At 53.9% G+C, this 22,654-nt stretch carries 21 protein-coding genes, 1 tRNA gene and 1 pseudogene; 11 read left to right on the top strand and 12 right to left on the bottom strand.

Annotated elements, in window-relative coordinates; translation table 11 throughout:
- Nucleotides 1-3: 3 nt before the first annotated feature.
- The gene (gene queA / locus VNV36_RS10220; protein WP_325717654.1) at nt 4-1,068 is read right to left on the bottom strand and encodes a tRNA preQ1(34) S-adenosylmethionine ribosyltransferase-isomerase QueA; all 1,065 of its coding nucleotides are present in this window, start codon (nt 1,066-1,068) and stop codon (nt 4-6) included.
- Between the two features lie 108 nt (nt 1,069-1,176).
- Between queA and VNV36_RS10225 the strand changes: the two genes are divergently transcribed.
- From VNV36_RS10225 to VNV36_RS10245, 5 genes and pseudogenes are all read left to right on the top strand, one after another.
- Nucleotides 1,177-1,261, top strand: a tRNA-Leu gene (locus VNV36_RS10225).
- Nucleotides 1,262-1,462: 201 nt separating this feature from the next.
- Nucleotides 1,463-3,058, top strand: a pseudogene (locus tag VNV36_RS10230) (DUF927 domain-containing protein); the annotation flags it as partial.
- 93 nt (nt 3,059-3,151) lie between these two features.
- Entirely contained in the window at nt 3,152-4,096 is a 945-nt protein-coding gene (locus VNV36_RS10235) for a chromosome segregation protein SMC (protein ID WP_325717655.1), read from the top strand.
- Complete coding sequence (locus VNV36_RS10240) at nt 4,059-4,247, top strand: hypothetical protein (protein WP_325717656.1); 189 nt, start codon at nt 4,059-4,061, stop codon at nt 4,245-4,247. Before VNV36_RS10235 ends, VNV36_RS10240 begins: the two co-directional genes overlap by 38 nt.
- A gap of 67 nt (nt 4,248-4,314) precedes the next feature.
- Nucleotides 4,315-4,680 carry a histone-like nucleoid-structuring protein, MvaT/MvaU family gene (locus tag VNV36_RS10245; protein WP_325717657.1) on the top strand — a complete coding sequence of 122 codons (366 nt, stop codon included), beginning with the start codon at nt 4,315-4,317 and terminating at the stop codon, nt 4,678-4,680.
- 158 nt (nt 4,681-4,838) lie between these two features.
- Here VNV36_RS10245 and VNV36_RS10250 read toward each other — a convergent pair whose 3' ends face one another.
- Genes VNV36_RS10250 through VNV36_RS10265 form a run of 4 tightly spaced genes read right to left on the bottom strand, consistent with a single transcriptional unit; the run spans nt 4,839 to nt 10,168 of the window.
- Nucleotides 4,839-5,798 (bottom strand): hypothetical protein, encoded by a 960-nt coding sequence (locus VNV36_RS10250; protein ID WP_325717658.1) that lies wholly within the window; start codon nt 5,796-5,798, stop codon nt 4,839-4,841.
- Nucleotides 5,788-7,863 carry an ORC-CDC6 family AAA ATPase gene (locus VNV36_RS10255; RefSeq protein ID WP_325717659.1) on the bottom strand — a complete coding sequence of 692 codons (2,076 nt, stop codon included), beginning with the start codon at nt 7,861-7,863 and terminating at the stop codon, nt 5,788-5,790. Before VNV36_RS10255 ends, VNV36_RS10250 begins: the two co-directional genes overlap by 11 nt.
- A 2-nt stretch (nt 7,864-7,865) precedes the next feature.
- Nucleotides 7,866-8,828 carry a phosphoribosyltransferase-like protein gene (locus tag VNV36_RS10260; RefSeq protein ID WP_325717660.1) on the bottom strand — a complete coding sequence of 321 codons (963 nt, stop codon included), beginning with the start codon at nt 8,826-8,828 and terminating at the stop codon, nt 7,866-7,868.
- Nucleotides 8,828-10,168, bottom strand: a complete 1,341-nt coding sequence (locus tag VNV36_RS10265) for a hypothetical protein (protein WP_325717661.1) — start codon at nt 10,166-10,168, stop codon at nt 8,828-8,830. Before VNV36_RS10265 ends, VNV36_RS10260 begins: the two co-directional genes overlap by 1 nt.
- 1,118 nt (nt 10,169-11,286) lie before the next feature.
- On the opposite strand from VNV36_RS10265, the gene VNV36_RS10270 reads away from it, so the two are divergent.
- Nucleotides 11,287-11,907 carry a hypothetical protein gene (locus tag VNV36_RS10270; protein WP_325717662.1) on the top strand — a complete coding sequence of 207 codons (621 nt, stop codon included), beginning with the start codon at nt 11,287-11,289 and terminating at the stop codon, nt 11,905-11,907.
- A 391-nt stretch (nt 11,908-12,298) separates the two neighbouring features.
- Here the strand turns inward: VNV36_RS10270 and VNV36_RS10275 are convergent, their stop codons facing one another.
- From VNV36_RS10275 to VNV36_RS10285, 3 genes are read right to left on the bottom strand one after another with little or no spacing between them, the layout of a single operon-like run.
- A complete protein-coding gene (locus tag VNV36_RS10275; RefSeq protein ID WP_325717663.1) occupies nt 12,299-12,655 on the bottom strand; it encodes a DUF7079 family protein in 357 nt (118 codons plus the stop codon).
- Nucleotides 12,640-13,422 carry a hypothetical protein gene (locus VNV36_RS10280; RefSeq protein WP_325717664.1) on the bottom strand — a complete coding sequence of 261 codons (783 nt, stop codon included), beginning with the start codon at nt 13,420-13,422 and terminating at the stop codon, nt 12,640-12,642. The genes VNV36_RS10275 and VNV36_RS10280 overlap by 16 nt, the downstream gene beginning before the upstream one ends.
- 10 nt (nt 13,423-13,432) lie before the next feature.
- Entirely contained in the window at nt 13,433-13,978 is a 546-nt protein-coding gene (locus tag VNV36_RS10285; protein ID WP_325717665.1) for a PAAR domain-containing protein, read from the bottom strand.
- A gap of 371 nt (nt 13,979-14,349) precedes the next feature.
- On the opposite strand from VNV36_RS10285, the gene VNV36_RS10290 reads away from it, so the two are divergent.
- Complete coding sequence (locus VNV36_RS10290; RefSeq protein ID WP_325717666.1) at nt 14,350-14,679, top strand: hypothetical protein; 330 nt, start codon at nt 14,350-14,352, stop codon at nt 14,677-14,679.
- A gap of 28 nt (nt 14,680-14,707) precedes the next feature.
- Here the strand turns inward: VNV36_RS10290 and VNV36_RS10295 are convergent, their stop codons facing one another.
- Nucleotides 14,708-15,184 (bottom strand): hypothetical protein, encoded by a 477-nt coding sequence (locus VNV36_RS10295; RefSeq protein ID WP_325717667.1) that lies wholly within the window; start codon nt 15,182-15,184, stop codon nt 14,708-14,710.
- Between the two features lie 260 nt (nt 15,185-15,444).
- Here VNV36_RS10295 and VNV36_RS10300 point away from each other — a divergent pair, with 260 nt between their 5' ends.
- Complete coding sequence (locus VNV36_RS10300) at nt 15,445-17,364, top strand: alkaline phosphatase D family protein (protein ID WP_325717668.1); 1,920 nt, start codon at nt 15,445-15,447, stop codon at nt 17,362-17,364.
- 123 nt (nt 17,365-17,487) lie between these two features.
- Here the strand turns inward: VNV36_RS10300 and VNV36_RS10305 are convergent, their stop codons facing one another.
- Complete coding sequence (locus tag VNV36_RS10305) at nt 17,488-18,660, bottom strand: aspartate aminotransferase family protein (RefSeq protein ID WP_325717669.1); 1,173 nt, start codon at nt 18,658-18,660, stop codon at nt 17,488-17,490.
- Between the two features lie 102 nt (nt 18,661-18,762).
- Here VNV36_RS10305 and VNV36_RS10310 point away from each other — a divergent pair, with 102 nt between their 5' ends.
- From VNV36_RS10310 to VNV36_RS10320, 3 genes are all read left to right on the top strand, one after another.
- Nucleotides 18,763-19,683, top strand: a complete 921-nt coding sequence (locus VNV36_RS10310; RefSeq protein WP_325717670.1) for a LysR family transcriptional regulator — start codon at nt 18,763-18,765, stop codon at nt 19,681-19,683.
- A gap of 40 nt (nt 19,684-19,723) precedes the next feature.
- Complete coding sequence (locus tag VNV36_RS10315) at nt 19,724-20,128, top strand: GNAT family N-acetyltransferase (RefSeq protein ID WP_325717671.1); 405 nt, start codon at nt 19,724-19,726, stop codon at nt 20,126-20,128.
- A gap of 135 nt (nt 20,129-20,263) precedes the next feature.
- Nucleotides 20,264-20,965 (top strand): hypothetical protein, encoded by a 702-nt coding sequence (locus VNV36_RS10320; RefSeq protein WP_325717672.1) that lies wholly within the window; start codon nt 20,264-20,266, stop codon nt 20,963-20,965.
- A 72-nt stretch (nt 20,966-21,037) separates the two neighbouring features.
- On the opposite strand, the gene VNV36_RS10325 is transcribed toward VNV36_RS10320, so the two are convergent.
- Nucleotides 21,038-21,529, bottom strand: coding sequence for a RidA family protein (locus tag VNV36_RS10325; protein WP_325717673.1), 492 nt, complete (start codon nt 21,527-21,529; stop codon nt 21,038-21,040).
- 236 nt (nt 21,530-21,765) lie between these two features.
- Complete coding sequence (gene cyoE / locus VNV36_RS10330) at nt 21,766-22,653, bottom strand: heme o synthase (protein WP_053123579.1); 888 nt, start codon at nt 22,651-22,653, stop codon at nt 21,766-21,768.
- Nucleotide 22,654 lies beyond the last annotated feature (1 nt).

Below are 22,654 nucleotides of genomic sequence, written 5' to 3' on the forward strand. Positions count from 1 at the left end.
GACTCATTCTGTTTCCTCTGGGCCCGACTGTTCAGGGGCAGTTGGAGCGGGATTGCGGGTGATGAACATCGCATCACCGTAGCTGAAAAAGCGGTAACCGTTGTCGACAGCAGCTTTGTAGGCGGCCATGGTTTCGGGATAACCGGCAAACGCGGAAACCAGCATCAACAGCGTGGATTCCGGCAAATGGAAATTGGTCACCAGGGCATCGACCACATGAAATGGCCGGCCCGGGTAGATAAAGATATCGGTGTCGCCACTGAACGGCTTGAGCACACCATCGCGCGCCGCACTTTCCAGCGACCGCACACTGGTTGTGCCGACAGCAATCACCCGACCACCACGCGCACGACAGGCAGCAACCGCATCGACCACGTCCTGGCCGACTTCCAGCCACTCGCTGTGCATGTGGTGGTCTTCGATCTTCTCCACGCGCACCGGCTGAAACGTCCCCGCGCCCACGTGCAATGTAACGAACGCAGTTTCGACGCCCTTGGCGGCAATCGCCTGCATCAGCGGCTCATCGAAATGCAGCCCCGCCGTCGGCGCCGCCACCGCGCCCAAGCGCTGGGCATAAACAGTCTGATAACGCTCGCGATCCGAGCCTTCATCCGGGCGGTCTATATAAGGAGGCAACGGCATGTGCCCGACGCGGTCGAGCAGCGGCAACACTTCCTCGGCAAAACCCAGCTCGAACAACGCGTCATGACGCGCGAGCATCTCGGCCTCGCCACCGCCGTCGATAAGGATCTTCGAACCCGGTTTCGGCGACTTGCTGGAGCGCACATGCGCCAGTACGCGGTGCGCATCGAGCACGCGCTCGATGAGAATTTCCAGCTTGCCGCCGGACGCTTTCTGCCCGAACAGCCGCGCCGGAATCACCCGGGTATTGTTGAACACCATCAAATCGCCCGGGCGCAAATGCTCAAGCAAATCAGTGAATTGACGGTGTGCCAGGGCGCCGCTCGGCCCATCGAGGGTCAGCAGGCGACTAGCGCGACGCTCGGCCAACGGGTGGCGGGCGATCAGCGAATCAGGGAGCTCGAAAGTAAAGTCAGCAACGCGCATGATGGGGTTCGTCTAGCAGGGCCGGAAAGTCTAGCGGAATTATCGAAAATTGACCATGAAACGTGATTGACCAACGGTAATCACCTCTCTATACTTCGCCGCCATTGAGCCCTGATGGCGGAATTGGTAGACGCGGCGGATTCAAAATCCGTTTTCGAAAGGAGTGGGAGTTCGAGTCTCCCTCGGGGCACCACATAGCAGTATCTGAGAGTCTCTACCAGCCTCTCAGACCCAGAGAAACCGGCCACTTGGCCGGTTTTTTTGTGCCTGTCTGTTTACCTGCTACTCCCCTATCTCCCCCCGCGCTCGCCAGAAGCTGGCCCGCCGCCTGAGTGCCAACCCAAGCCTGAAGCAGAAGCCAAGCTGTCCTCACAAAACTGGTCGAGTTGGACGACCCGAGGGCGTCAAGAAACGCTGGAACATCCCGGCGCGCACCATGACGGGTGACTTCGGCAAAGACGTACTCGGCCCGCTGGTAGATATGGGCCTGCGGCTTGCAGGAAGTCGTTCAGGACGCAATGCACGCAATGACCTGCAGAGTTATCTCGGCGGCTTCTACAGCGCGCAACGGGCTCGATTGGTCACGCGCTTGGGTTGGCATGACACCGCGTTTCTTCTGCCCGAGCAGCAGGTCGGCGCGCACAGCGAGCACCTGCACTTCTACGAAGCCGGTTCGCAACTTCCGCCAATCAGCGAAGCGGGCACGCTTGAGCAATGGCAGGAGCAGATCGGCGCGCTGTGCATCGGCAATCACCGTTTGGCGTTTGTCGTCGGCGTGGCTTTCGCGGGACCGCTGCTGCACATGCTCGGCCACGAGTCGGGTGGCTTCCACTTGTACGGCGACAGCTCCGGTGGCAAGACCACCCATTTGCAGGTCGCCGCCTCGATCTACGGCGGACCGCGTCTGGTGCGTTCGTGGCGGTCAACCGACAACGCGCTCGAATCCATCGCCGCCGCCCATTCCGACGGCCTTCTGGTCTTGGACGAAATCGGCATGTGCGACCCGCGCATCATCGGCGAGACGGTGTACATGCTCGGCAACGGCACAGGCAAGGCACGCGCCAACGATCGAGGCCAAGCTGGCCGATAGGTACAGGAGTGGCGCCTGCTGTTTCTCTCCACTGGCGAGAAGACGCTGGCCCAGCACATGGCCGAAGCGAACAAGGAACTGAAAGCGGGTATGGAAGTGCGCATGCTCGCTGCCCCGGCCGATGCCAGCAAAGGCATTGGCATGTTCGATGTGCTTAACGGTTTTGAGGATGCGGCGGCACTGTCCGACGCGCTCAAGGCACGCGTAGCGAAGTACTACGGCACGCCGCTCACGGTCTTCCTGACGGCGCTGTGTCAACCCGGTAAGCGTCACGGATGGTCCGCCATCCTGCGCCGCACGCTGGAAGGCTTTATTGCCCAGTCTTTACCAGCATCGGCCAGTGGACAAGCGCACCGTGCCGCCGCTCGCTTCGGTCTCGCCGCAGCAGCGGGCGAGCTGGCCACGGCGATGGGCATCACAGGCTGGCCCGACGGCACTGCCACCACCGCTGCTCGAGTGTGTCTCAATGCATGGATGAACGAGCGCGGCGGCGCAGGCAACTTCGAGGGCGATGCGATCTTGGCGCGGCTGCGCCAGGTCATCGAGCGCTTCGGTGAAAGCCGCTTCACGCGCTGGGAATCGGCGGCGGCAAAAATCGATGAGCACGGGCCGCGCACCATCGACCGACTCGGTTTTCGTAAGACGTTGGAGCACGGTCTAGGCGATGCCCTGCACACCACCAACACCTACTACGTGCTCCCCGAGTTATGGCGCTCGGAGATCTTCCGAGGCATGAACATCAACGCGGTGAACAAGGAGCTGCTGCAGCGCGGTGTTCTGGAACCCGGGAAGGACGGTAAGGCGTCGAGCCTGATCCGGTTACCCGGTCTCGGCACGCAACGTTGCTACATCGTTAAGACGATTCCAGGAATGGATGAGAGCGAGGCTCGGGCTGCCTGAGGGCATCTTTGCTGATCGAGGTAGCACCGGCTCATTCCCGGCCTCGCCAGCCACTCAACCAACCCACAATCGAATTGAACAGAGACCAAACACATGAACGAGATTCAAGAACTGAAAGACCGCCGTGACGAACTGCTGAGCGAGGCAGAGCGACTACAAGCCGAAATGTTGCCACTTGAGTCGGCGCTGGAAAGTGAAGAACTCATTGAACCAGACCGCAAACGCGAATTACGGGAGAAGTACAGCGAGGTGAAAAGTAAATTTCACTCGCGCAAGCACAATGCCGACTTAATAAATCGGAAGATCATTCGCCGTGAAGACCTCGCGAATTGCGATTCGCTGATGGCGGATTACGTCGAGGCGATGAACAACTGGAAAGCGGATGAGCAGGAGCTGAACGAAAAGCGTCGTAGCCTCAGCACCCGCCTTGAGCAGATTCAACAACAAGCGGCTGAAGACATGGCCAAGGCACGTCAGGCCGAAACAGACGCTGCCACGGCATACGCGCAGGCAGTCGCCTGGGGTGACACCGAAGGCGAGAAGACCGCGAACGCCGACGCACAAAAGGCCGCGAAGAACCTGACAGCCGCCACCGAACATAACCGTCGGCAAACCCTGATCATGGCAGCGTTAGAGCAGGAGCTGGTGACAGTAGATAAATACATCACCGAAGCACAGGAAAAGTATAAAGAGATCGAACGAACCGCCCTGTGGCTCTCTTACACGGTGCTGGAAGAGAAGTGGAATGAGGCCGCAAAAGCGTTATTTGAGGTAGGCGGAAAGCTGTGGGCGAACTACAACTTACTCGGATTGGATCAAGTGAACCTGATGAAGCTGACGGTTCCCGAAGAAGGTGAACGCTTCGGCAATTGGACGTGGCGTGAACTGTCCGACCGTGCCCGTAAATACAGCGCACTCGACTTGGTGCAGCTTGACGGTCTGCTAAGCCCTCAACGATCCGAAGAAGTGAGCACTCAAGAACAATGCAAGGATGAAGGTAATGAACAAGCCAATGCAGAACAGCGCCAGGTGGTCTGAAACGCTCAAAACTCGGCAGGCCCACCTCAATGCCCTGCTGAAAACCATCAACGCAGGGCCGGGAAAAGCTAGCCCGATACAAACGCTGACGATTAACGCGATCAAATCGGAAATGACGCACATTGACAGCCAACTGAGCCGTCGAAAATAGCGCTGAACTATAACCAGCTCGTTTTATCTTAATAACTAAGCACGACCACTTCGTAAAGAGAAAGACAATGTCCAAACTCGCAGAATACCGTCAGCTGGAAAAACACCTCGCCGAGCAACTCCAGGCACTGGAAGCTCTAAAAAGTGATGATGGGCTGAAGAAAGAAATCGAGTTCGAAACGAAGCTGCGCAAGCTACTCGGACAGTATGGGTTTAGCCTGAAGCACATCGTCAACATTCTAGAGCCGCAGACCACGGCGAAGCGTCAAGGCGCAGCTCCGGCCGCCAGAACACGCAAACCACGCGAACTCAAGGTCTACAAAAATCCGAATACCGGTGAAATGATCGAAACGAAGGGAGGAAATCACAAAGCCTTGAAAAATTGGAAAGCCAAACACGGTACCGACGTTGTCGAAGGATGGCTGAAAAAGTAAATCTGCTTCGCCTAAAAAAGGGCCCATGCGGGGCCCTTTTTCGAAGTGACGCGGACACCCTCAGAACACCAGATTAGCTCCCTCTTTCTTAAAAAAACCAGTTATGGCAGCCCCTGCAACCTTCATCGGAACCTCAGTACTGCCACCGCTAACTCATCTTAAATCGTCCATGCTGGTAGCTCTATTGAATATTTCCATATTTCCGCGGTACCTATAGATGTTTCTTGTTCATAGCCATTCGCAAAAGGGAATACTATGCTCGAAGCGTTATTTTTTGCATAGAGGTAATATAAAGCAAAGCCTAGTGCTTGCGCCTTAGTGGAAAGAGGGCTCAAATACAAATTCGTGATAGGCTTTTTTAATGATTCCGCTTGCACTACTTCATGGATTCGCTCAGCGGTAGAAAATGGATCGTTAACGGGAGCATAATATCGCTGCTTACCTCTCCCAGTCGGAAATGCTGCTTCTGGAGCCTTGCTAGCCCGAACAACACTTTCCTGATACATATCTGCTCTAAGAGAAGGAAACCCCCACAATGTAACTATATTTGCGAAGTCTTTATGCTCAGCCACTTGCTTGAGCAGTTCATGATCATAGCCAATACCGAGGAGTAGAATATCGTTTGAGCTTTCATTGTTTGGCTCACCTTCAAATCCGGCTATTGATCGAACTAGCGTTACAGGACCCGCAGAAAAATTGGTATCGTCTTTTTTCTGATATCGAACAGGCTCAGAATAAATTGCGTCAAATTTCAGAAGACCATAATATTGTAGCAACTTGATCAAAAACAATAAGTGCGGCCGCATAAATCCGGTTATATCAATGCACAATCGCTTGCCTGCCAGAGACTCAGCATACTTCTGAAAAAACTCGTTTAAAAACTCAGACTCTTCCATCTGCGACGAATAGAACACCTCTCCGCTTTCGGGGTACTCAGATTCGTTAAATTGGTATTGTGGAAAAATTAGCCATAGCTTTAGCGGCGCTTGACATTTATCGAACACGACTCCAATTCGATCGCTCAAATTATATGCAGAAATGAATACATCATACTGGGCGTCGAGCGGCCAGCTTCCTTCTAGGGGCAAGCGAGTTTTATAAAAGTAATCAAATCGCATCATCGTCACCAAAATTCAGTGAAAGAGTACCGTTGGTGGATAGCTCTTCCATATGCGGACGATTTAGCTGAGCTCTCGACTTGCCAAAATTAGGAGCCTTCATGCCTAAGGTTGCCTCGTTCAACTCTTTTTGAAAGCCTGAGCTGTCAAGCGTACCGAATATGGCTTCCGCTACGCTGTGGGGCAAGCGGACATCTCCGCGAACAGATACGGGTAGATCCCACTTCGGCGACAGCATAGGGTTGAGTTGATATTTTTCATCGACGCGCTTGGAGTTTGCGTTGGGACGGCCTTTAGGATGGCGGAAAATATATGACCAATTCTCTGCTCGCTTGAGATTGTATTTGGCGGCTTCTGACAGCTTAGACACATCCAAACTGAAGGCTAATGGAGATACCTCAACTGGTTTGGAGGAGAAGCGGACCTCGCGGAGATATTCGGCCAAACGTTCTACTGCACGCTGAACGTTAGGAACGTCCGCACCTGGCCTAGCGTCTTCATCAAAGAAAAACCCGGCACTTTGTATGACAGCTTCGGCTTGAGTGAGGATTGGAATAGGCCCCTCTCGGAATGGGCGATCACCATTGAACGATGCCCATTTGTAAACATTTTGCAGTATTACCAACAGATTTCTTGGGACACAGGCTGACATCCTGACGAACGAGTCGAACCCAGCATACATTGGAGTCGGTGACTGTTTGTAATCTCGATATAACTGAGCCAACAAATCTATAGCGAAGTGCCCGTATAAAGTTTTGTGCCGACCGGGCTCACCAGCAAGAAAACCTTTGCATTCTTCGGAAATTAATTCCGCTGACTTAATCAGGTCTTTTCCGCGATACCAGTCTTGGTAAAGCATAAAAATGTTAACTTTCTCAACCAGGGGATGCTCATAGATGCTGAGCAAAGAGATTATTCTTTTAGCGTCAGAAGCAGTTGCCACGGCATTATTTGTACCTTTTGAATGAAGCTGATCACGAAGCCTCTTAAAGTACGGACGGTCGGATGACTTGGCTATTCCGACTAGCTCTTTAGTGTGGCTACGATAGTAATCGTCCGAACTATACGCTTCAAAAAGACTCTGCAGCACGCCCTTAAGTTTTTGTTCACCCGGTTTGTTCGCGAAACCGCCGTCCTCTAAACGCTTGGCGCACAACTCTCTTGAAAACTCCTTGAACGCCTCCCCTTTAGACCTCAGAATTTGATCCAAATACAACGCTTTAAACTCTGAGCCTTCTTTGTTTTCCTCATCAGTACCGTAATTAGCAAGGGTTTTGATACCATACAATCGAGCACCAAGTCTAAAGCTGCAGGGGTCCATTGAATGACGAATTAGCGTATTCAAAAACTTTTGTTGATCTTCGGTTAAGTTCTCAACCTCATCTACCAAATATATAAATCGAAGCTTCTCGAATATTTTTATTCGCTTCGTTACGAGCGCCGGCACACCAAAGAGTAAAGAGCCAGGACTTAGCAGTATATTTACATTGAGCGATCTAGTGAATACACAGTTATTTACACTCAGGTCGACAGCTTTCCGAAGTGAAACTATAAAATCCAAAAGACCAATTAGGGTATCTGGTTCTTGGGCTGGCTGCTCGTCCAGCAGCAACAACACATCGCCGACCAAGGAGTTGAGCTCAAGCATTAATTTGTTATCGAACTTTGATATATCTATCAAGGTAAGTACCAAGTTCTCAACCAATCTTAGCTCAAAATAATAATTAAACAGCGTCCCCCACTTTTCTCCGTCCTGGCCTTTCCCGGAGAACTTCCCCGTATCTAGAGTGTTAGCACGGAGGAAAATCCCGATATAGCCTTCGCTTATCAGACCTTTTATCGAATTATCAGGAAATCGGAGTTTTTGCACGGGGTAGGAGCAATATCGCATCAGGTGAGTCTTACCGCTCCCCTTACCTCCGAGAATATGCATTGACGTAATCGAAGTTGGCTCGAGCAAAGCCTGTAGCTCTTGCCCTTTAAAATCAACCCAAAAATCTTTTATCTGGAGGTCGGAATAGTCAGCAGCCCGAATAAGATCAAATGGATTAGTATTATTTTCCAAGATCACACTCCGTATTTTTTATCGAATCGTTTGAAAATCGGCACCCAAGAGGTTGATAGTGGATTATCGAACCACATAATTGGTAAAGAATTATCGGGGGTGTTGTGCAAGAATGAGAGTAGCAGCTGACCATTTTTATAGCCTAAAACATGATCGCTAGGGAGTAGCTTAGCGCCGTATCCAGCAGCGACATCTTGCGCACTTTGCTTGTCTAGACCATTGGGAAGGTTAGCAAATGCTCTTGCATTGGGTGAAAAACATTTAAATGTTTCATCCAATTCAAACACGCAAGAAACGTTATCCCCAAAGTATTCTGGTTTTCTTGCGGTCTTCAAACCTTTAGTCGTAGCAAATAAGGCATAGTAGTGACATTCGACACCTGGAAAGCGGCGAATCTCTTCAAGTTTGTGCGAGAGATATTCTTCAATTTGCGAGCCAGATCCTAGCAAATCATCAATAAATACATACCGCTTTATATTTTTATCGTGCTGCGAAATTTGAATTTGCCCTTGAGTGTCACGGGATAATTTAAAGATATCACCGCTATCAATAAACAAATCCTTCCCGAGATTATTTATCTGTCTGAAATAGTAAAGAAGATGAGGGCCGCTTTCAGAAGGATTGCCTACCCCGACGAATCGAGTTTTGAGGCGCTCTTCTAAAAAAAGGGGCTCGATAATTTCGGGATCTAAAGTATCGTTATTAGCACGACGTATTTCAGATATTATTGGGTGCCGGTAGAGTGTTTGGTATACACACTTAAGCATCTCCCTAAGCAGATCAAGCCCAAAATAGTTAACTTGTGAAAGCAGGTGTAATGCGTGCAACTTCTCATTACTTTCATCTTTGAACTGGCCATTAAAATTTTCTAGCCAAGCTTCAACATCGGGCCAAGTGAGCCGAGAGTCCCAAGCTTGCTGAGAAAGAATTTCAATCTTACGCTTTAGTATGTCTTTTAGTTCCATTAAACAATCTTCCTCAAAACCAAGACCCACTCACGAGTTATAAGGCTGGCGGTTTTGTTACGCTTGGTCATCAAACCTCTTGATTTGATCGAGTCGATCAGCTTCAGCCTTAGCTCCATACCCAAACTTTCACAAATCTCTAGCAAATAGTTTGAAGACATAAACTCATGCCCGCATACAATATTATTCCCAATCACCAAGACAAGTTGTCCGCCTGGCTTTAAAACTCTAAATACTTCTGTCAGAGCCTGTCGCATCTCGATCAAATAGGTGGAGGCGATAGATGCTCGCAGCGGGTTTACTTCGTATACATTTTTTAAGATTTTATCAGCTTCTTTTATGCCGGTACTCGAAAAGCTAACGTATTTCTGTTTTGGTATGTGCTCTCTTCCAATATTTTGGTCTTCAAGACCGCGAAGCTCGCAAGGCTTCGCAAATTCTAGCCAGCCTAAGTTAAGACTAGTCGCCCTAATGTACTTCTGCGCTCCCGCATACGGCGGAGAAGTTATCACTAGGTCTATAGAGCTAGAAGCTAAGGGCTGTCCCGACTCAACAACTAATCTGCGCGCGTCTCTTCCCGCCAGACAGGGTCTATGCGTGCCGCTGTCCATGGCGGACAATTCGCGCATGCGTTTTAGGTTTGATTCGAACTGTTCCGAGAAAAGATCAATTACGCTTGTAGATTTACGATCCCTTCGACCTGGATAGTCTTTGATTTTTACTGGGACGGATAATCGTGGATCCGCCAAACTGCTTTTTCTTGTAACCGATGAAAACGTGACCAGAAGAAAGTCTTTAATTATGCCATTAGGTTGATGGCCTATAGCTGCTTTAAGTCGACTAAGATGCTTGATGGTTTCAGGAGTGTACCAGTGCTCGATATTCACGATTTCAGGATGAGACCGTGTACGATTTTTTTTGAAGTCTGAAAGGCACTGTTTGAACGCCTCGTTAAGATTTTCTTCACTTACAAGGGTCGTCTTTGCTGAGGTTATCAAACGCGCTAATGGATTAGCATCCGCATAGAACGCTTCACGACCGGATAGCATTGCCTCTAACGCAACTGTTCCTGTACCTGAGAAAGGGTCAAGCACCCGACCTGCTAGGGGGCAGACTCGATCTGACGCCAAGAAGAAATGCGCAATGTGCGGCAAGAGCTTCGCTGGGTAACTATGAATGTAGTGCGTCGCACGCTCTCCCACCTTCATCCATGGCACGAGCTCTCGGAAGGACACCTCCTGAGTCTCTCCCGAATTTTTGAAGTTGGCAAGTAAGCTGTCAAGGATGGCATCAGTGGAGAACGGATACCCCTTACCTCGCCACTGGACGAATTTATTCATTCCCGTTTGCTCTAGCGAAGCACTCAAAAGAAGCTGGCAAGGTTTTTTCCGTTTGTTTGATCGTTTGTAAAATACGCTTAGCAAGGCTCGATGTAGTCAGAGCCGCCATTTAGGAACGCATCCTATCATCGGTGAGGGTTGGACGCTCGGTCGTCACCTTATCAACGGCCGTTGGAGGTGAGCGCATATCGCTGATCGGAAGCCCATAAAAAGTCGAGCTTTGTTCCTCTCTGCTATCGACCGATATGTTACACCGATCCGCGTTGTTACACCGAATACCGGGATTGCTCCTGACCAGTGTTACTCATAATTTATCGTTTAAATTCAATAGGTTGAGACCGCTTGCTACACCAGTAACACCTGTAACACGACATTTGTTAGGTATCCGCCCCCGCCCCCCACAATCAAAGCTCCCACCGCGATGAACACTTCAGCGAGAGCGGGGGCGGGGCCCCTGAGGGAATATGCCCCCCACGGGGTAGGAAATCCGCCGGACCTTGTTAGCGGACAGGTACCCAGCTTAGTGAACAGGTGAACTGGGTGAACACACAGTTCACCTGTGCAATTGCACAAGATGATGGGAGGTCGCCGGGGGACCCTGAGCATTTCTGAACGACACGGGGCACAAAACCCGCGCGATCTTGGTAGTGGCTGATTTTTCTACATTGGTTGACAGGTTGACTCGGTTGACGGCCCAAGGTTTCCATAATCATCAACACAAAAGGCCATCGTTACCAATGCGGTAACGATGGCCTCTTTTCAGCAGAATTCTATCGATTTCAATGACTGAAATTTCAGTAACTTTGAAAACCTTCCACTAACCAAGGCCCGCGGGTTTCCGACCCCGTATTGGTTAGAACTCCTCAGGGGCCCCGGCAGAATTTGCCACCCCTATCCTTCACGCTGAGTGCCCAAACCCGTTACAAACCTGAAGAGTGCAGAGCGACCTCGTGCGCAGAGCTGTCGATAGACACTCGGTCAGAAAAACCGTAGCTTTCCGCAAAGCACTGCGATCTCGCTCTGAGAGCTAGCGATGTGCTCTCAGTGCCTTCCTCACTTATCCGGCAGCTAGCGGCTCGAAAATTGGCTCGCCGGAAACCTCGAAAGAAACGAGAACAATGAACATCAATTCTTACCTTTCAGAAATTGAGCACGCTGCTCGCTCGGTTATAGGCCTTCTCTGGGAGGAGCATCGACAGGTTGAAGAGCTTCGAGCCCAAGTTGAGAAGCTCAACGCTGAAGCTCGTGATGGCTATCGAAGAGCCGCAGCTTGGAAGGATTCTGAAGACCCTGACGATGTCATGGCGGGAGCAGGGATTCAGTGGGGAACCTACTTTGGCCCAGATAAACAGCGTCACGGTGTGACGGATCGTCTAACCCAGGCGCACGACCAGCTCGCCGCGCGAGCATTTTCACGATCTTCAATGGCCGCCAGCCTTTTGCAATATGCAAAACAGGGAATTTCGATCGCTCAATCGAGCCTAGATGCTTGTCCTGACGGTTACGCTATCGGCACCCAAGTGTTGAAGCAAGTGATCTGGCAGGGTAGGAATCAATCCATACACTGGGAGGAAGGTAAGCCTCACAAAGCGGTTACGACTTGTTTCGATCTGCTCATTGCAGAAGCTGGCGAACAGTTCGCCCCCTACAAAACTCAGAATCTTGCATTTGAGGTCGTGACTTTGCTGGGATGGGATTTTTATGAGACGTTCGAAGCAGATCTCCGCTCTCTGGGCTAACGATACTTAGTATCGCCCCTTAAAGAGAGACGAACGACGCCAAGCTTACTAAGGGTTTGCATGATGCCGTAAAGACTCTTCATACTTGGCCAGCAAACGCGATCATGTATCCCTACATGTATCCCGAGATAGCAAACCTCTCTGGAGGCCTTGAGTTTACTGGAACACTACAGTCTCCCTCTGGGCACCAACACAGAGAAAAAGGTCTTGCGAAAGCAGGGCCTTTTTTTCGTCTGGAGGAAAGTGGTTGGTGCAACGCTGATCATTTAAGCCCCGTACTGACTGGGAGCAGTTGAAGCAGTCGGAATCACTGCATCGCAGACACCTCAGATGCTGCTTCCCCCCAGTCGCGGGACACCAAACGTTACCTACCTAACGCGTGACCCCGACCTCACAGCCTAGAGGCTATTTCCTTCCACATGTAGTCATAGTTGTACTCCAACCAACGTACCAATAATTTGTCGTACTGCCTGCGAAACCAATTGCGCCGTCTCGCCGCGAGCCTTTCCTCTATTTCGGCCCTGAGCCAATTCGGGTCGAATCCAGTCCACACAGTCGGCAGGACTGCCGCAATGTTTGTGAAGCACACTGGCGCTACTTCTGAAAAAAAAATCTTGTAGAGCACCGCTGGATCAACGCCTTTGAGCTGACGAGCGACATAGTCGTAATCAGTAGGAAAATGGTTAAAAGGCTCTGAAAGTGCGGCTCTGACGTTTGTCAGTTGTGGTTCAGTCAGAAGATGTCCCAATGAGAAAACTCCTCCAGTTCTTCATCCAGCGAGTCCGCGACCAGTCCTCCAGCAACTCCGCCGGCGACAGATCCGACCAATACCACCGCAATTGCGCATATAGGAGCGCCGGGACCACACAATGCGATGACTCCTGCGCCAGCGAGGAGGCCGCCTGCGGCGCCGCCGCCCACGATCATCCCTTGCCGAGCCGCTTCTTTAGGTTTGTTATCAGCTTCCAGGATTTGATAAGTCGCCAAGGCGGCGGTCACGAGAACGCCAAGCTTGCCCATAATCACCATTTTTTTTGTGCCCTTGGTGAATTTGGCATCATCCCGACCGGCAGCTTCCAGAATGGTGTAATGAACCTTCTGCTGCTCTGCCGCTGAAAGGGTCTCGTAACTTTTTTTGAAGAGATCATTTGAGTAGCGATCCAGTAGCCACTTCAGCGTCCTGCCATCTTGCTTCTTCCTTTGAACCACCGCCAAGCCCTGCGCAGACGTCAATTTGCGGTGTTCGATCAAGATTTTGTTTCGCATCTCATGACTGAACGCGACCCCTTCTTGAGCGGTAATCTTTCCCGCTTTAACATCCTCTATCGTTTGTAGAGACATGCGTTTGATATTTCTGAGATAGCTCGCCCTTATCTTTTCATCAGAGATCGCATCCAGTGAAAACCTCAGCGCAGTGCCCTCCATCAGCTCTAACGCCCTGTCGAGCGGCGAGTCTTGCAGGGCGTGCTCGCGCTGGACTACATAGCTGCCTGTCACAATGTACGGCTCGGTCATAGGATGGTCCTTATCCCAATATTTTGCTCAAAAGGCTTTCAGTAAGAGACGAGCCTTCTGCGGGCTGTTCTTCCTCGAATTTGAGCATCAAGCAGGTCTTGCCGGATGGATTTGCGAATTTAACCGTGTTGTCCTTGTTGAAGACGCCCGGTAATGATGAACCATCATCAAAGTGCGCCACGCAAGACAGTCCCTCATAGCTTTCCTCAGCAGGGATTTTGAAGCCAATCCATCTGGCTTGTCCGATTAAAGGTTCCGGTGGAACAAAGGCGCAAGGGGTGTGCGTATCACCGATGATGATTGTGCTCGACCCGCCTATTACGATGCTGCCGTGCGTACCGCCCGTATTGATCGTGGCAGCGTTTTTGCCATTTATGAAAACGGTTGAGGAAAGCCCCGAAGAGAGCGCACTGCCGCAGGTGCATGAATCACCTTGGCGAGCGGCGGGCAAACCATCGAAAAACACGTCAGGCGAACCTGTCGCGATGGGATTTGTTCCGTGCCCAGGCACAGGACAGCTGGAGGGATCGCTTTTACGAGCGGCTGGGTTAGCCATGGATGACTCCTGTCAAAAAATCCTTTTCGAGAGGTAAACCTATCATTCAAAAAAGCGCTCGGATAGCGCGCCGGCCTTCTTGTTGTTCCGGTTGATATGGTGGGTACTTAGCTGCCGTTTACCACCTCGGCACAAACTCATGTTTCATGATCACAAACGCACCCACCCTGCACCGCTTCTCCAAACATTCGTTCAACAATCTGCCGCCCCCGCTCCAACACTTACTCCGTCGACCAGATCGATTTGTTCCTGTTCACCGGAGCGTTGCCCCGAATGCGACCACCGCCCGTATAATCACGCCCGCACCACAGACCTCCGCTGGTATTTTGCGCGCTGCCTTCAAGTCCTCCACTCCAAAGGACAGACACCCCATGGAAACTTCACTGGAAACCGTCGCCCTCTTCTCTCTCAAACTCGCTTATGAAGAAGAAGGCCTGAGCCCGATCCTGCGCGATGACATGGTCATGGGCGATTACCAGAAAGACGTTTTCGAGCTACTGGTGAAGCGTGGCGATATGCACTCCATTCAGTTCAAGATGAACGAATGCCTGAACCTGGCGCTGGATGCGCTGGGCGGGGTCGAGAAGCCGTTGGGGCGGGAGCTGCGCAAGTTGTCGGAAGAGCTCGCTCAGGCGCAATCGCTGGAGCAACTGGATCAGCCGCTCCTCGCGCTGAAGGGATATCTGAAAGATGTCCTCTAGCCAAAAAGGTTATTTCCCTTTCAACCGATCATGAGCCTGGTGCGTTATTCAGCGGAATCCAGCCACTTGCCGGCAGAGAGAAATACAGTGAAATGGCCGCAATAATGACGAATATGAAAAATGCCAACCACAATTTCCACAGCCTGATCTTACCCACTGCTTGCCAGAACTCGGACTGGGCAAGCATTACGGTTTCTTCCAGCACTTTCACATCAAACGGGCCTGGCGTGCGGTATCCGATACGCAGTGCCATGGTTTCAGACATGGCCTTGTAAAACCTGATCAGTCCATGGCACTTGACCATACACACCGAGCCCAGAACACCAACAACCATCAGCGCGTAGACAAGCCAGCTGTCTTGCTCGTCCAGCCGTTGATCAATAGCCATCACCGCAATCAACGCTCCAATGACGACCGTCAATGTATTCGCTATTGCGCGGCGCTCGTCTTGATGATGTCTGACCTGCTCGCAATAGTGCTCGTATACGCTGATTTCGGCTTCCATGCTTCGCTCTCTCATGTTCATGAATTATTCACTCGATTCGACCGTGGCGCAGTCTACTGCGGCGTTATCGGGCATAGCCTTTTATTGTCTTATCGGGGCGAAGTCGATGGCAAAGCGTTTCGACTGCCTGGTGCGGAACCAGACGTCATCTGGCGGGCGGCGACTGTTGACGTTGGACCTCTCGGCTTAAGCCTCGCTTAAGCGTTCACAACGCCAGCTGCGTTATCATCGCCGGCTGTGCGCCCTGAGCTATGAAGCGGATGCCCCGAACATTAGATGACATGACCCCATTGCCCGCCGTTGTTACCGGCCCGCTGTTGCGAAGGCTGGAGCCGAAGCGCGTGGTGCTGTGGCTGGTGGGGACGCGTGAATTGTCGCTGACCTTGCGCCTGCAGGGTGTAGGAGAGATTCCGCTCGATAGCGAGAAATGCACGGTCATTGCCGTAGGTCGACATGCGTTCGTACATCTGATTGATGTTCCACTTGAAAACGCCCTGCCCTGCGACACGCGCATCGACTATGACCTGCTGATTGACGGCACCCGCGGTATCGCCGAATGGGCGCCGCATCTGCTGTACGCCGACGGCGCCTGCGCGAACCTCGTGGTGCGTTCGCGAATCGACCAACTCCTCCACGGCTCTTGCCGCAAGCCGCATCATCCGGCAACCGATGGTTTGCTCTGCGTCGATCAATTGCTGGCCGAAGAAACCGACGCGCAACAACGCCCGGCGTTGCTGATGATGAGCGGCGATCAGGTTTACGCCGACGACGTCGCCGGGCCCACGCTGCGGGCGATTCATGCCTTGATCGGGCGCCTGGGCCTGTTCGATGAGCACCTGGACGGTGCCGTGGTCAGCGACAGCGCCAGACTCTACGAGCACCCGGCCAGTTACTACCACCGCGCGGATTTGTTACCGGCGCTTGAGAGCAACGAGACGTTGCGCGAGCGATTTTTCGGCGGTGCGCGTAAGCCGATTTTCACCAGCAGCAGCGCGGACAATCATCTGGTGACATTTGCCGAAGTCATGGCGATGTACATGCTGGTGTGGTCGCCGACGCCGTGGTCACTGATCGATCCGAGCGCGCCGACGCTGACGCCTGAACGCCGCAAGCGTTACAGCGTGGAACAGACGCGCATCGATGCCTTCAAGGCTGGCTTGGGCAATATCGCGCGGGCGCTGGCGCATCTGCCGAGCCTGATGATCTTTGATGATCACGACATCACCGACGACTGGAATCTTTCTGCGCAGTGGGAAGAAACTGCCTACGGCCATCCGTTCTCCAAGCGCATCATCGGCAACGCGCTGATTGCTTACATGCTGTGCCAGGGTTGGGGCAATAATCCGAATGCCTTCCAGGGCATGCTGGAGAAAACTGCGCAACTGAGCGCCAGCGGTGATGACGGCTATCTGGACATGCCGGTGCAGGACGATCTGATCGATCAGTTGCTGCGTTTTCAGCAATGGCACTTCGTGCTGCCGAGCAGTCCGGCGCTGGTAGTGCTCGATACGCGGACGCGGCGGTGGCGCAGCGAGATGGCCCTCAAGCAACCGTCGGGGCTGCTCGACTGGGAAGCGTTGAGCGAGCTGCAGCAGGAACTGCTCGATCATCCGTCAGCGATCATCGTTTCCCCAGCGCCGATCTTCGGCGTGAAGCTGATTGAAACCGTGCAGAAGGTGTTCAGCTGGTGCGGTTATCCGCTGCTGGTCGACGCGGAAAACTGGATGGCCCATCGCGGCGCGGCGCAGGTGATCCTGAACATTTTCCGACACTCGCGCACACCGGGGAACTACGTGGTGCTGTCCGGCGATGTGCATTATTCCTTCGTCTACGAAGTCTTGATCCGTCACCGTAAGGCCGGCCCACGGATCTGGCAGATCACCAGCAGCGGCATCAAGAATGAGTTTCCACCGACCCTGCTGGAATGGTTCGACCGCCTCAACCGCTGGCTCTACTCACCGCGCTCGCCGTTGAACTGGTTTACCAAACGCCGCCTGATGCGCATCGTCCCGTACACGCCGGAACACGCCGAGGCCGGGGAACGGCTGTGGAATTCGGCGGGTATTGGACAGGTGTTTTTCAATGAACTGGGGCAGCCGAGCGAGATTGTTCAGCACAACTCGAATGGGGCGGAGAAGACGAGGATGCTGGCGCCGGAGTTAGAAGATGCGCCGGACTAAATCTATGCGCTGACCTGTGGGAGCGAGCCTGCTCGCGAAGGCGCAATATCAGTCGACATCTACTTTGAATAATCGACCGCTTTCGCGAGCAGGCTCGCTCCCACAAGGTTTTGCGCAGCCCAATCAATGTGCGGCCAGAGCCCGCCCAACCCCTCTGACAATCATCCCCACCTCGCGCTCATCAATCGTCAGCGGCGGCAGCAGCCGGATGGTCTTGCCACGAGTCACGTTGATCAACAAGCCATGGTCCCGCGCCGCAATCAGCGTCAGGTCGCGCACCGGTTGTTTGAGCTCGACGCCGATCATCAGGCCCTGCCCACGAATCGCCAGCACATTCGGATTGTCTGCCAGTTCGGCGCGCAGGCGCTCCAGCAACCGTGCGCCTTGCACCCGCGTATTTTCCAACAGCCCTTGCTCATCGATGATGTCCAGCACGGTGCAGCCAACCCGGCAGGCCAGCGGGTTGCCGCCGAAGGTGCTGCCATGACTGCCTGGGGTGAACAGGTCCGCCGCTCGCCCGCGGCCCAGACACGCACCGATCGGCACGCCGTTGCCCAAGCCTTTGGCCAGCGTCATGACGTCGGGCACGATGCCTTCGTGTTGAAAGGCGAACCATTGCCCGGTGCGACCGATGCCGGTCTGGATTTCATCGAGCATCAGCAGCCAAGCGTGGCTGTTGCACAGGGCGCGCAGGGCCTTGAGATAACCCGGCGGTGCGACTTGTACGCCGCTTTCGCCCTGGATCGGTTCCACCAGAATCGCGACGATGCGCGCGCCGTGTTTGCGTTGTATTTGCTCCAGCGCCGCGAGATCGCCGAACGGCACCTTGACGAAATCCCCCGGCAGCTCGTTGAAGCCCAGCCGCACTGCCGGGCCATCGCTGGCGGACAGAGTGCCAAGGGTACGGCCATGAAAAGCGTTGGCCATGACCACCACCAGCGGTTGCTCGATGCCTTTGCGCCAGCCGTACAGACGCGCCAGTTTCAGCGCCGTTTCGTTCGCTTCGGCGCCGGAGTTGTTGAAGAACGCCCGCTCCATCCCGGACAAAGCAGTCAGGCGCTTCGCCAGTTGTTGCTGCCAGTCGATGCAGTACAGATTGGAGGTGTGCAACAACAATCCTGCCTGCTCACTGATCGCCGAAACAATGCGCGGATGCGAATGGCCGACGTTGGTCACTGCCACTCCGGCAACGGCATCCAGATACTCGCGCCCCGCCTGATCCCACAGGCGCGTGCCCAGGCCTTTTGTAAAACTCAGGGCCAGTGGTTGGTAGGTGTTCATCAGGGCGGCGGTCATGACGTGGAACTCCATTACAGGGCGGGATGTTTGCAGTATGGTTAGCCACCTGAGCTGGATAAACTCGGAAAAACTTCAATCATTTAAAAGCTGAGCTTGATAATGGATTTGTTCCAGTCGATGGGCGTCTACGTCAAAGTGGTGGAAACCGGGAGCATGACGGCAGCCGCATTGCAGTGCGAAATGTCGACAACCATGGTGGGCAACCACCTGCGCGCGCTGGAGCAACGCCTCGGTGTGCAACTGCTGCAACGCACCACGCGGCGTCAGCGACTGACCGAGTTCGGTAGCCTCTATTATCAACGTTGCCTCGAAGTTCTTGGCCTGGTGGCCGACTCGGAACGCCTTGCCGAACAAGCTTCGGACGAGCCGCGCGGCTTGCTGCGTATTGCTGCACCGCTGACCTTTGGCGTTGAACGGCTGACTCCGGCACTCAGCGAATATTCTTTGCTGTATCCGCAAGTGAAACTCGACGTGGTGCTGACCAACGGCCGTCCTGACCTGCTGGAGAACGGACTCGATGTCGCCTTCAGGTTGGGCAGTTTCGATCAATCCAACCTGATCGCTCGCCCCTTGATCGACTACACCCTGACGGTCTGCGCGTCGCCGGATTACCTGGCGCGACGCGGTATGCCACACACGCCACAGGACTTGCAGCAGCACGATTGCCTGTCCTTCGCCTACCCGGCCGGCGATGATTGGCAATCGGTTGAAAAACGCTGGCGTCTGAGCGGGCCGGAAGGCGAAGTCCTCGTCGACGTGAGCGGACCGATGCTGATCAACAGCTCCGCCGGATTGCATCAGGCAGCGCGCAACGGCATGGGCATCATGATGCTGCCCGATGCGCTGGTCGAACAGGATCTGCGCGACGGCAAACTGATCAGGGTAATGACGGATTACCAACCGCCGAGCCGGCCGATGCATCTGCTGTATGCGCAGGATCGTTATCGATTGCCGAAGCTCAGACGCTTTGTCGAGTTTGCGATGCGTACGTGGGGCAAACCTGACGTCGGTCGGACGTAATCATTCACGATTGAAAACTGAACAAGGACTTGTACCTCCCATGAACGACACCCTGACCGTGCGCGACTTGCACCCCAGCGAAACAGAGGTAGCGAGGCTGTTTCTCGGCCAGCATGGCTGGGGCCATCGCACCGGTGGTGCCGAGTCATTTGCGCGGTTGGTGCAAAATTCGCAGCGCACGGCTGTTGCCCTGGTGGGCGGGCAGATTGTCGGTTTCGCTCGAGCGATTACCGATGAGGTCTCCAACGGCTATCTGTCGATGGTTGTGGTCGATGACCAGCATCGGCGCAAGGGAATCGGCCGCGCACTTGTCGAGCATGTGATGGGCGACAACCCTGATATCACTTGGGTGCTGCGCGCTGGACGCGAGGGTGCTGAAGCTTTTTTCGCCAGCCTGGGCTTCGAGACGTCGGTGATTGCCATGGAGCGTCCGCGTCTGAAATAGCACGCTTCGGGAAAAAACCCGACCGCCAGCCCGTTGCTCCGTGACAACGCTGCCCCGCTCCCCTAAATTAGTCGGCCTGAAAAAGACCTCGTGCTTTCTCGTCTCAACTCAAGTTAAAAAAGTAGTGAAATTTCAATGTCCGATTTCAACACCGCTGAATCCGTAGTCACCCAGTCGTCCAAAGCGGAATACGAAAACTCCATCAATCTTTCACAACATTTGCCACAAGCGAAAATCATCAGCGAGATGGTCCTGGACGCGTTCCAGTCGACCCGCGAAAGCGACCAGATCCGCGAATTGCGTGCGGCGATCCGTCAGGCGCATGACAGCTTCGATGACGACAAGGCGTACGAGCTGATGGGCGAGCTCAAGCGCCTCAAGGACGCCGAGGCCGCGGACATCGCCGCACTGGAAGACCTGAGCAGCAAGTTTTCGATCGGGCGCATTCTGTCCTGCTTCAAGGACGATCCGGCATTTCAGGAAATCGTTTATGGCCTGGCGCTGAAAGTGCTGAATCAGACCCATCAGGCGATCAGCAATCCGAGCGGTGGCAAGAGCAAGGCTGCGAAGAAGAAAGAAGTGGAAATCTTCACCATCAGCAAGGACGGCGCCAGCGTGACCCTGCCAATGCGCACCCCGCGTTCACGTCTGAATGTTGACCGTGAGGCGCTGGAGTTTCTCGGTTTCACCTTCGTGGGTGAAGGTGACGAGGCCGAGCTGGCAAGCGAAACCTTCGTCGATAACTCTGGCACGGAACAGGCTGTGAACCGCAAGAACATCATTACCGCGTTGCAACAGCAGACTGCGTTTGATGGGTACAGCATTGCGGCGCAGTAATACGCAGAGTGCTTGTGAAAAAGCCCCGTGCTGAATGATCAGGCGGGGCTTTTTGTTGGCGGCGAGTACGGCTCAGGCCGAAGGATGCAGCGCTGCAATCATGTCCACTTCAATCGCCGCATTCTTCGGCAACTGATAAACGCCGATGGTCGTGCGGGTGTGCCGCCCGGCATCGCCCAGCACATGGCTGAACACATCCGATGCGCCGTTGGCCACTTCGCTCAGATCTACGAAGTCAGCGGTCGACTTCACATACACCGTGACCCGCAACAACGCACGGATCTTGTCCAGCGAACCCACCGCATCGACGATCAGCGCCAGGCAACGCATGGCGCTGATGCTCGCCGCGGCTTGTGCATCCTTGAGCGTCAATTCCAGCCCCACGCGGCCGGGGTACAGAATCCTGCCATCGACCCGCGGCACCATGCCGCTGATGTACAACTCATCGTGGTGACGGATCAGCGGCGCGTAATTGCCACCGGCGGTGTTCTCGCCATAGATGTCGTAGTTGAGTTCTTCGGCCAGGGCGATAAAGCGTTCATCGCAGGTCATCCGTTCGGTCATTGCGCCCAGCCTTTTGTTCAATGCACGGGTTGAGACAGTCGAGCACCGGAGGATGGCCTGGAGCTACTACTGTCAGGGTTGGATCCGAATCTAGGTCTTTTACCGAATGGCCGCAACCGCAAACTGTGGGAGCGAGCCTGCTCGCCAATCGCAGCACCCCGAAGGAGCAGATTTCACCCAACAAAAAACCCCGCACATCTCTCAACGTGCGGGGTTTTTCCTGAAGCCTTTGAGCCTTACGGCGCGTACGTCAGCAGCAGCTCTGCCGGCACCTTGAAGTCCAGGGACATCATGACGCTCAGTGCAGTGATGGTGAAGATCGAGAACACGAACAGCTTGCGTGCCCAGACCGTGTCATCAACTGCCTTGTAGCCGGTCCAGGCCATGTACAGCCAGTACATGCCCATGGCGGCGGCGACGGCGAGGTAGCTCATGCCGGCGTAGCCGCTGAAGGTCAGCATCAAGGTCGCCACGAGGAACGCCAGGATGTAGAGCAGGATGTGCTTCTTCGCCACTTGAATTCCGCGCTTCACTGGCAGCACCGGAATCGATGCGGCCAGGTAATCGTTGAAACGGAAGATTGCGATGGCGTAGGAATGCGGCATCTGCCACAGGCTGAACATCACCAGCAGGGTCAGCGCGGCCATGTCGAAGCTGTTGGTCACGGCAACGTAACCGATCACTGGCGGCATGGCGCCCGACAGACTGCCCACCAGCGTGCCGTGAACCGACTTGCGCTTGAGGTACAGGCTGTAGAAGCCGACGTAGATGACGAAGCCGATTACCGCGAACAGGGCAGCCAACGGGTTGGCCACCTTGTACAACAACGCAACGCCGAGAACACCCAGAATGGTCGCGTAGACCAAGGCCAGTTTCAGGGAGATCAGGCCCTGTACCAGCACACGGTTCTTGGTGCGTTCCATCTTCAGGTCGATGTCGCGGTCGATGCAGTTGTTGAACACGCAACCGGAGGCCACGACCAGGGAAGTACCGATCATGGCGGCCAGAAACACCGCCAGATCGACATGCCCTTTCGAGGCCAGGAAGAACCCGCCTGCCACAGAAAGCACGTTACCGAAAATGATCCCCGGTTTGGTGATTTGGATAAAGTGCTTGAGCGACATC

The organism is Pseudomonas sp. (genome assembly GCF_035554175.1).
Lineage (GTDB): Bacteria > Pseudomonadota > Gammaproteobacteria > Pseudomonadales > Pseudomonadaceae > Aquipseudomonas.

Excerpts from the sequence above, each read along its gene's own strand:
- VNV36_RS10270 (WP_325717662.1), top strand. The coding sequence starts at position 11,287 with ATGAACATCAATTCTTACCTTTCAGAAATTGAGCACGCTGCTCGCTCG.
- VNV36_RS10295 (WP_325717667.1), bottom strand. The coding sequence starts at position 15,184 with ATGGAAGCCGAAATCAGCGTATACGAGCACTATTGCGAGCAGGTCAGA.
- VNV36_RS10320 (WP_325717672.1), top strand. The coding sequence starts at position 20,264 with ATGTCCGATTTCAACACCGCTGAATCCGTAGTCACCCAGTCGTCCAAA.
- VNV36_RS10240 (WP_325717656.1), top strand. The coding sequence starts at position 4,059 with ATGAACAAGCCAATGCAGAACAGCGCCAGGTGGTCTGAAACGCTCAAA.
- VNV36_RS10305 (WP_325717669.1), bottom strand. The coding sequence starts at position 18,660 with ATGACCGCCGCCCTGATGAACACCTACCAACCACTGGCCCTGAGTTTT.
- VNV36_RS10310 (WP_325717670.1), top strand. The coding sequence starts at position 18,763 with ATGGATTTGTTCCAGTCGATGGGCGTCTACGTCAAAGTGGTGGAAACC.
- VNV36_RS10325 (WP_325717673.1), bottom strand. The coding sequence starts at position 21,529 with ATGACCGAACGGATGACCTGCGATGAACGCTTTATCGCCCTGGCCGAA.
- VNV36_RS10250 (WP_325717658.1), bottom strand. The coding sequence starts at position 5,798 with ATGCGATTTGATTACTTTTATAAAACTCGCTTGCCCCTAGAAGGAAGC.
- VNV36_RS10260 (WP_325717660.1), bottom strand. The coding sequence starts at position 8,828 with ATGGAACTAAAAGACATACTAAAGCGTAAGATTGAAATTCTTTCTCAG.
- queA (WP_325717654.1), bottom strand. The coding sequence starts at position 1,068 with ATGCGCGTTGCTGACTTTACTTTCGAGCTCCCTGATTCGCTGATCGCC.
- VNV36_RS10285 (WP_325717665.1), bottom strand. The coding sequence starts at position 13,978 with ATGGCTAACCCAGCCGCTCGTAAAAGCGATCCCTCCAGCTGTCCTGTG.
- VNV36_RS10290 (WP_325717666.1), top strand. The coding sequence starts at position 14,350 with ATGGAAACTTCACTGGAAACCGTCGCCCTCTTCTCTCTCAAACTCGCT.
- cyoE (WP_053123579.1), bottom strand. The coding sequence starts at position 22,653 with ATGTCGCTCAAGCACTTTATCCAAATCACCAAACCGGGGATCATTTTC.
- VNV36_RS10315 (WP_325717671.1), top strand. The coding sequence starts at position 19,724 with ATGAACGACACCCTGACCGTGCGCGACTTGCACCCCAGCGAAACAGAG.
- VNV36_RS10280 (WP_325717664.1), bottom strand. The coding sequence starts at position 13,422 with ATGACCGAGCCGTACATTGTGACAGGCAGCTATGTAGTCCAGCGCGAG.
- VNV36_RS10265 (WP_325717661.1), bottom strand. The coding sequence starts at position 10,168 with ATGAATAAATTCGTCCAGTGGCGAGGTAAGGGGTATCCGTTCTCCACT.
- VNV36_RS10235 (WP_325717655.1), top strand. The coding sequence starts at position 3,152 with ATGAACGAGATTCAAGAACTGAAAGACCGCCGTGACGAACTGCTGAGC.
- VNV36_RS10300 (WP_325717668.1), top strand. The coding sequence starts at position 15,445 with ATGCCCCGAACATTAGATGACATGACCCCATTGCCCGCCGTTGTTACC.
- VNV36_RS10245 (WP_325717657.1), top strand. The coding sequence starts at position 4,315 with ATGTCCAAACTCGCAGAATACCGTCAGCTGGAAAAACACCTCGCCGAG.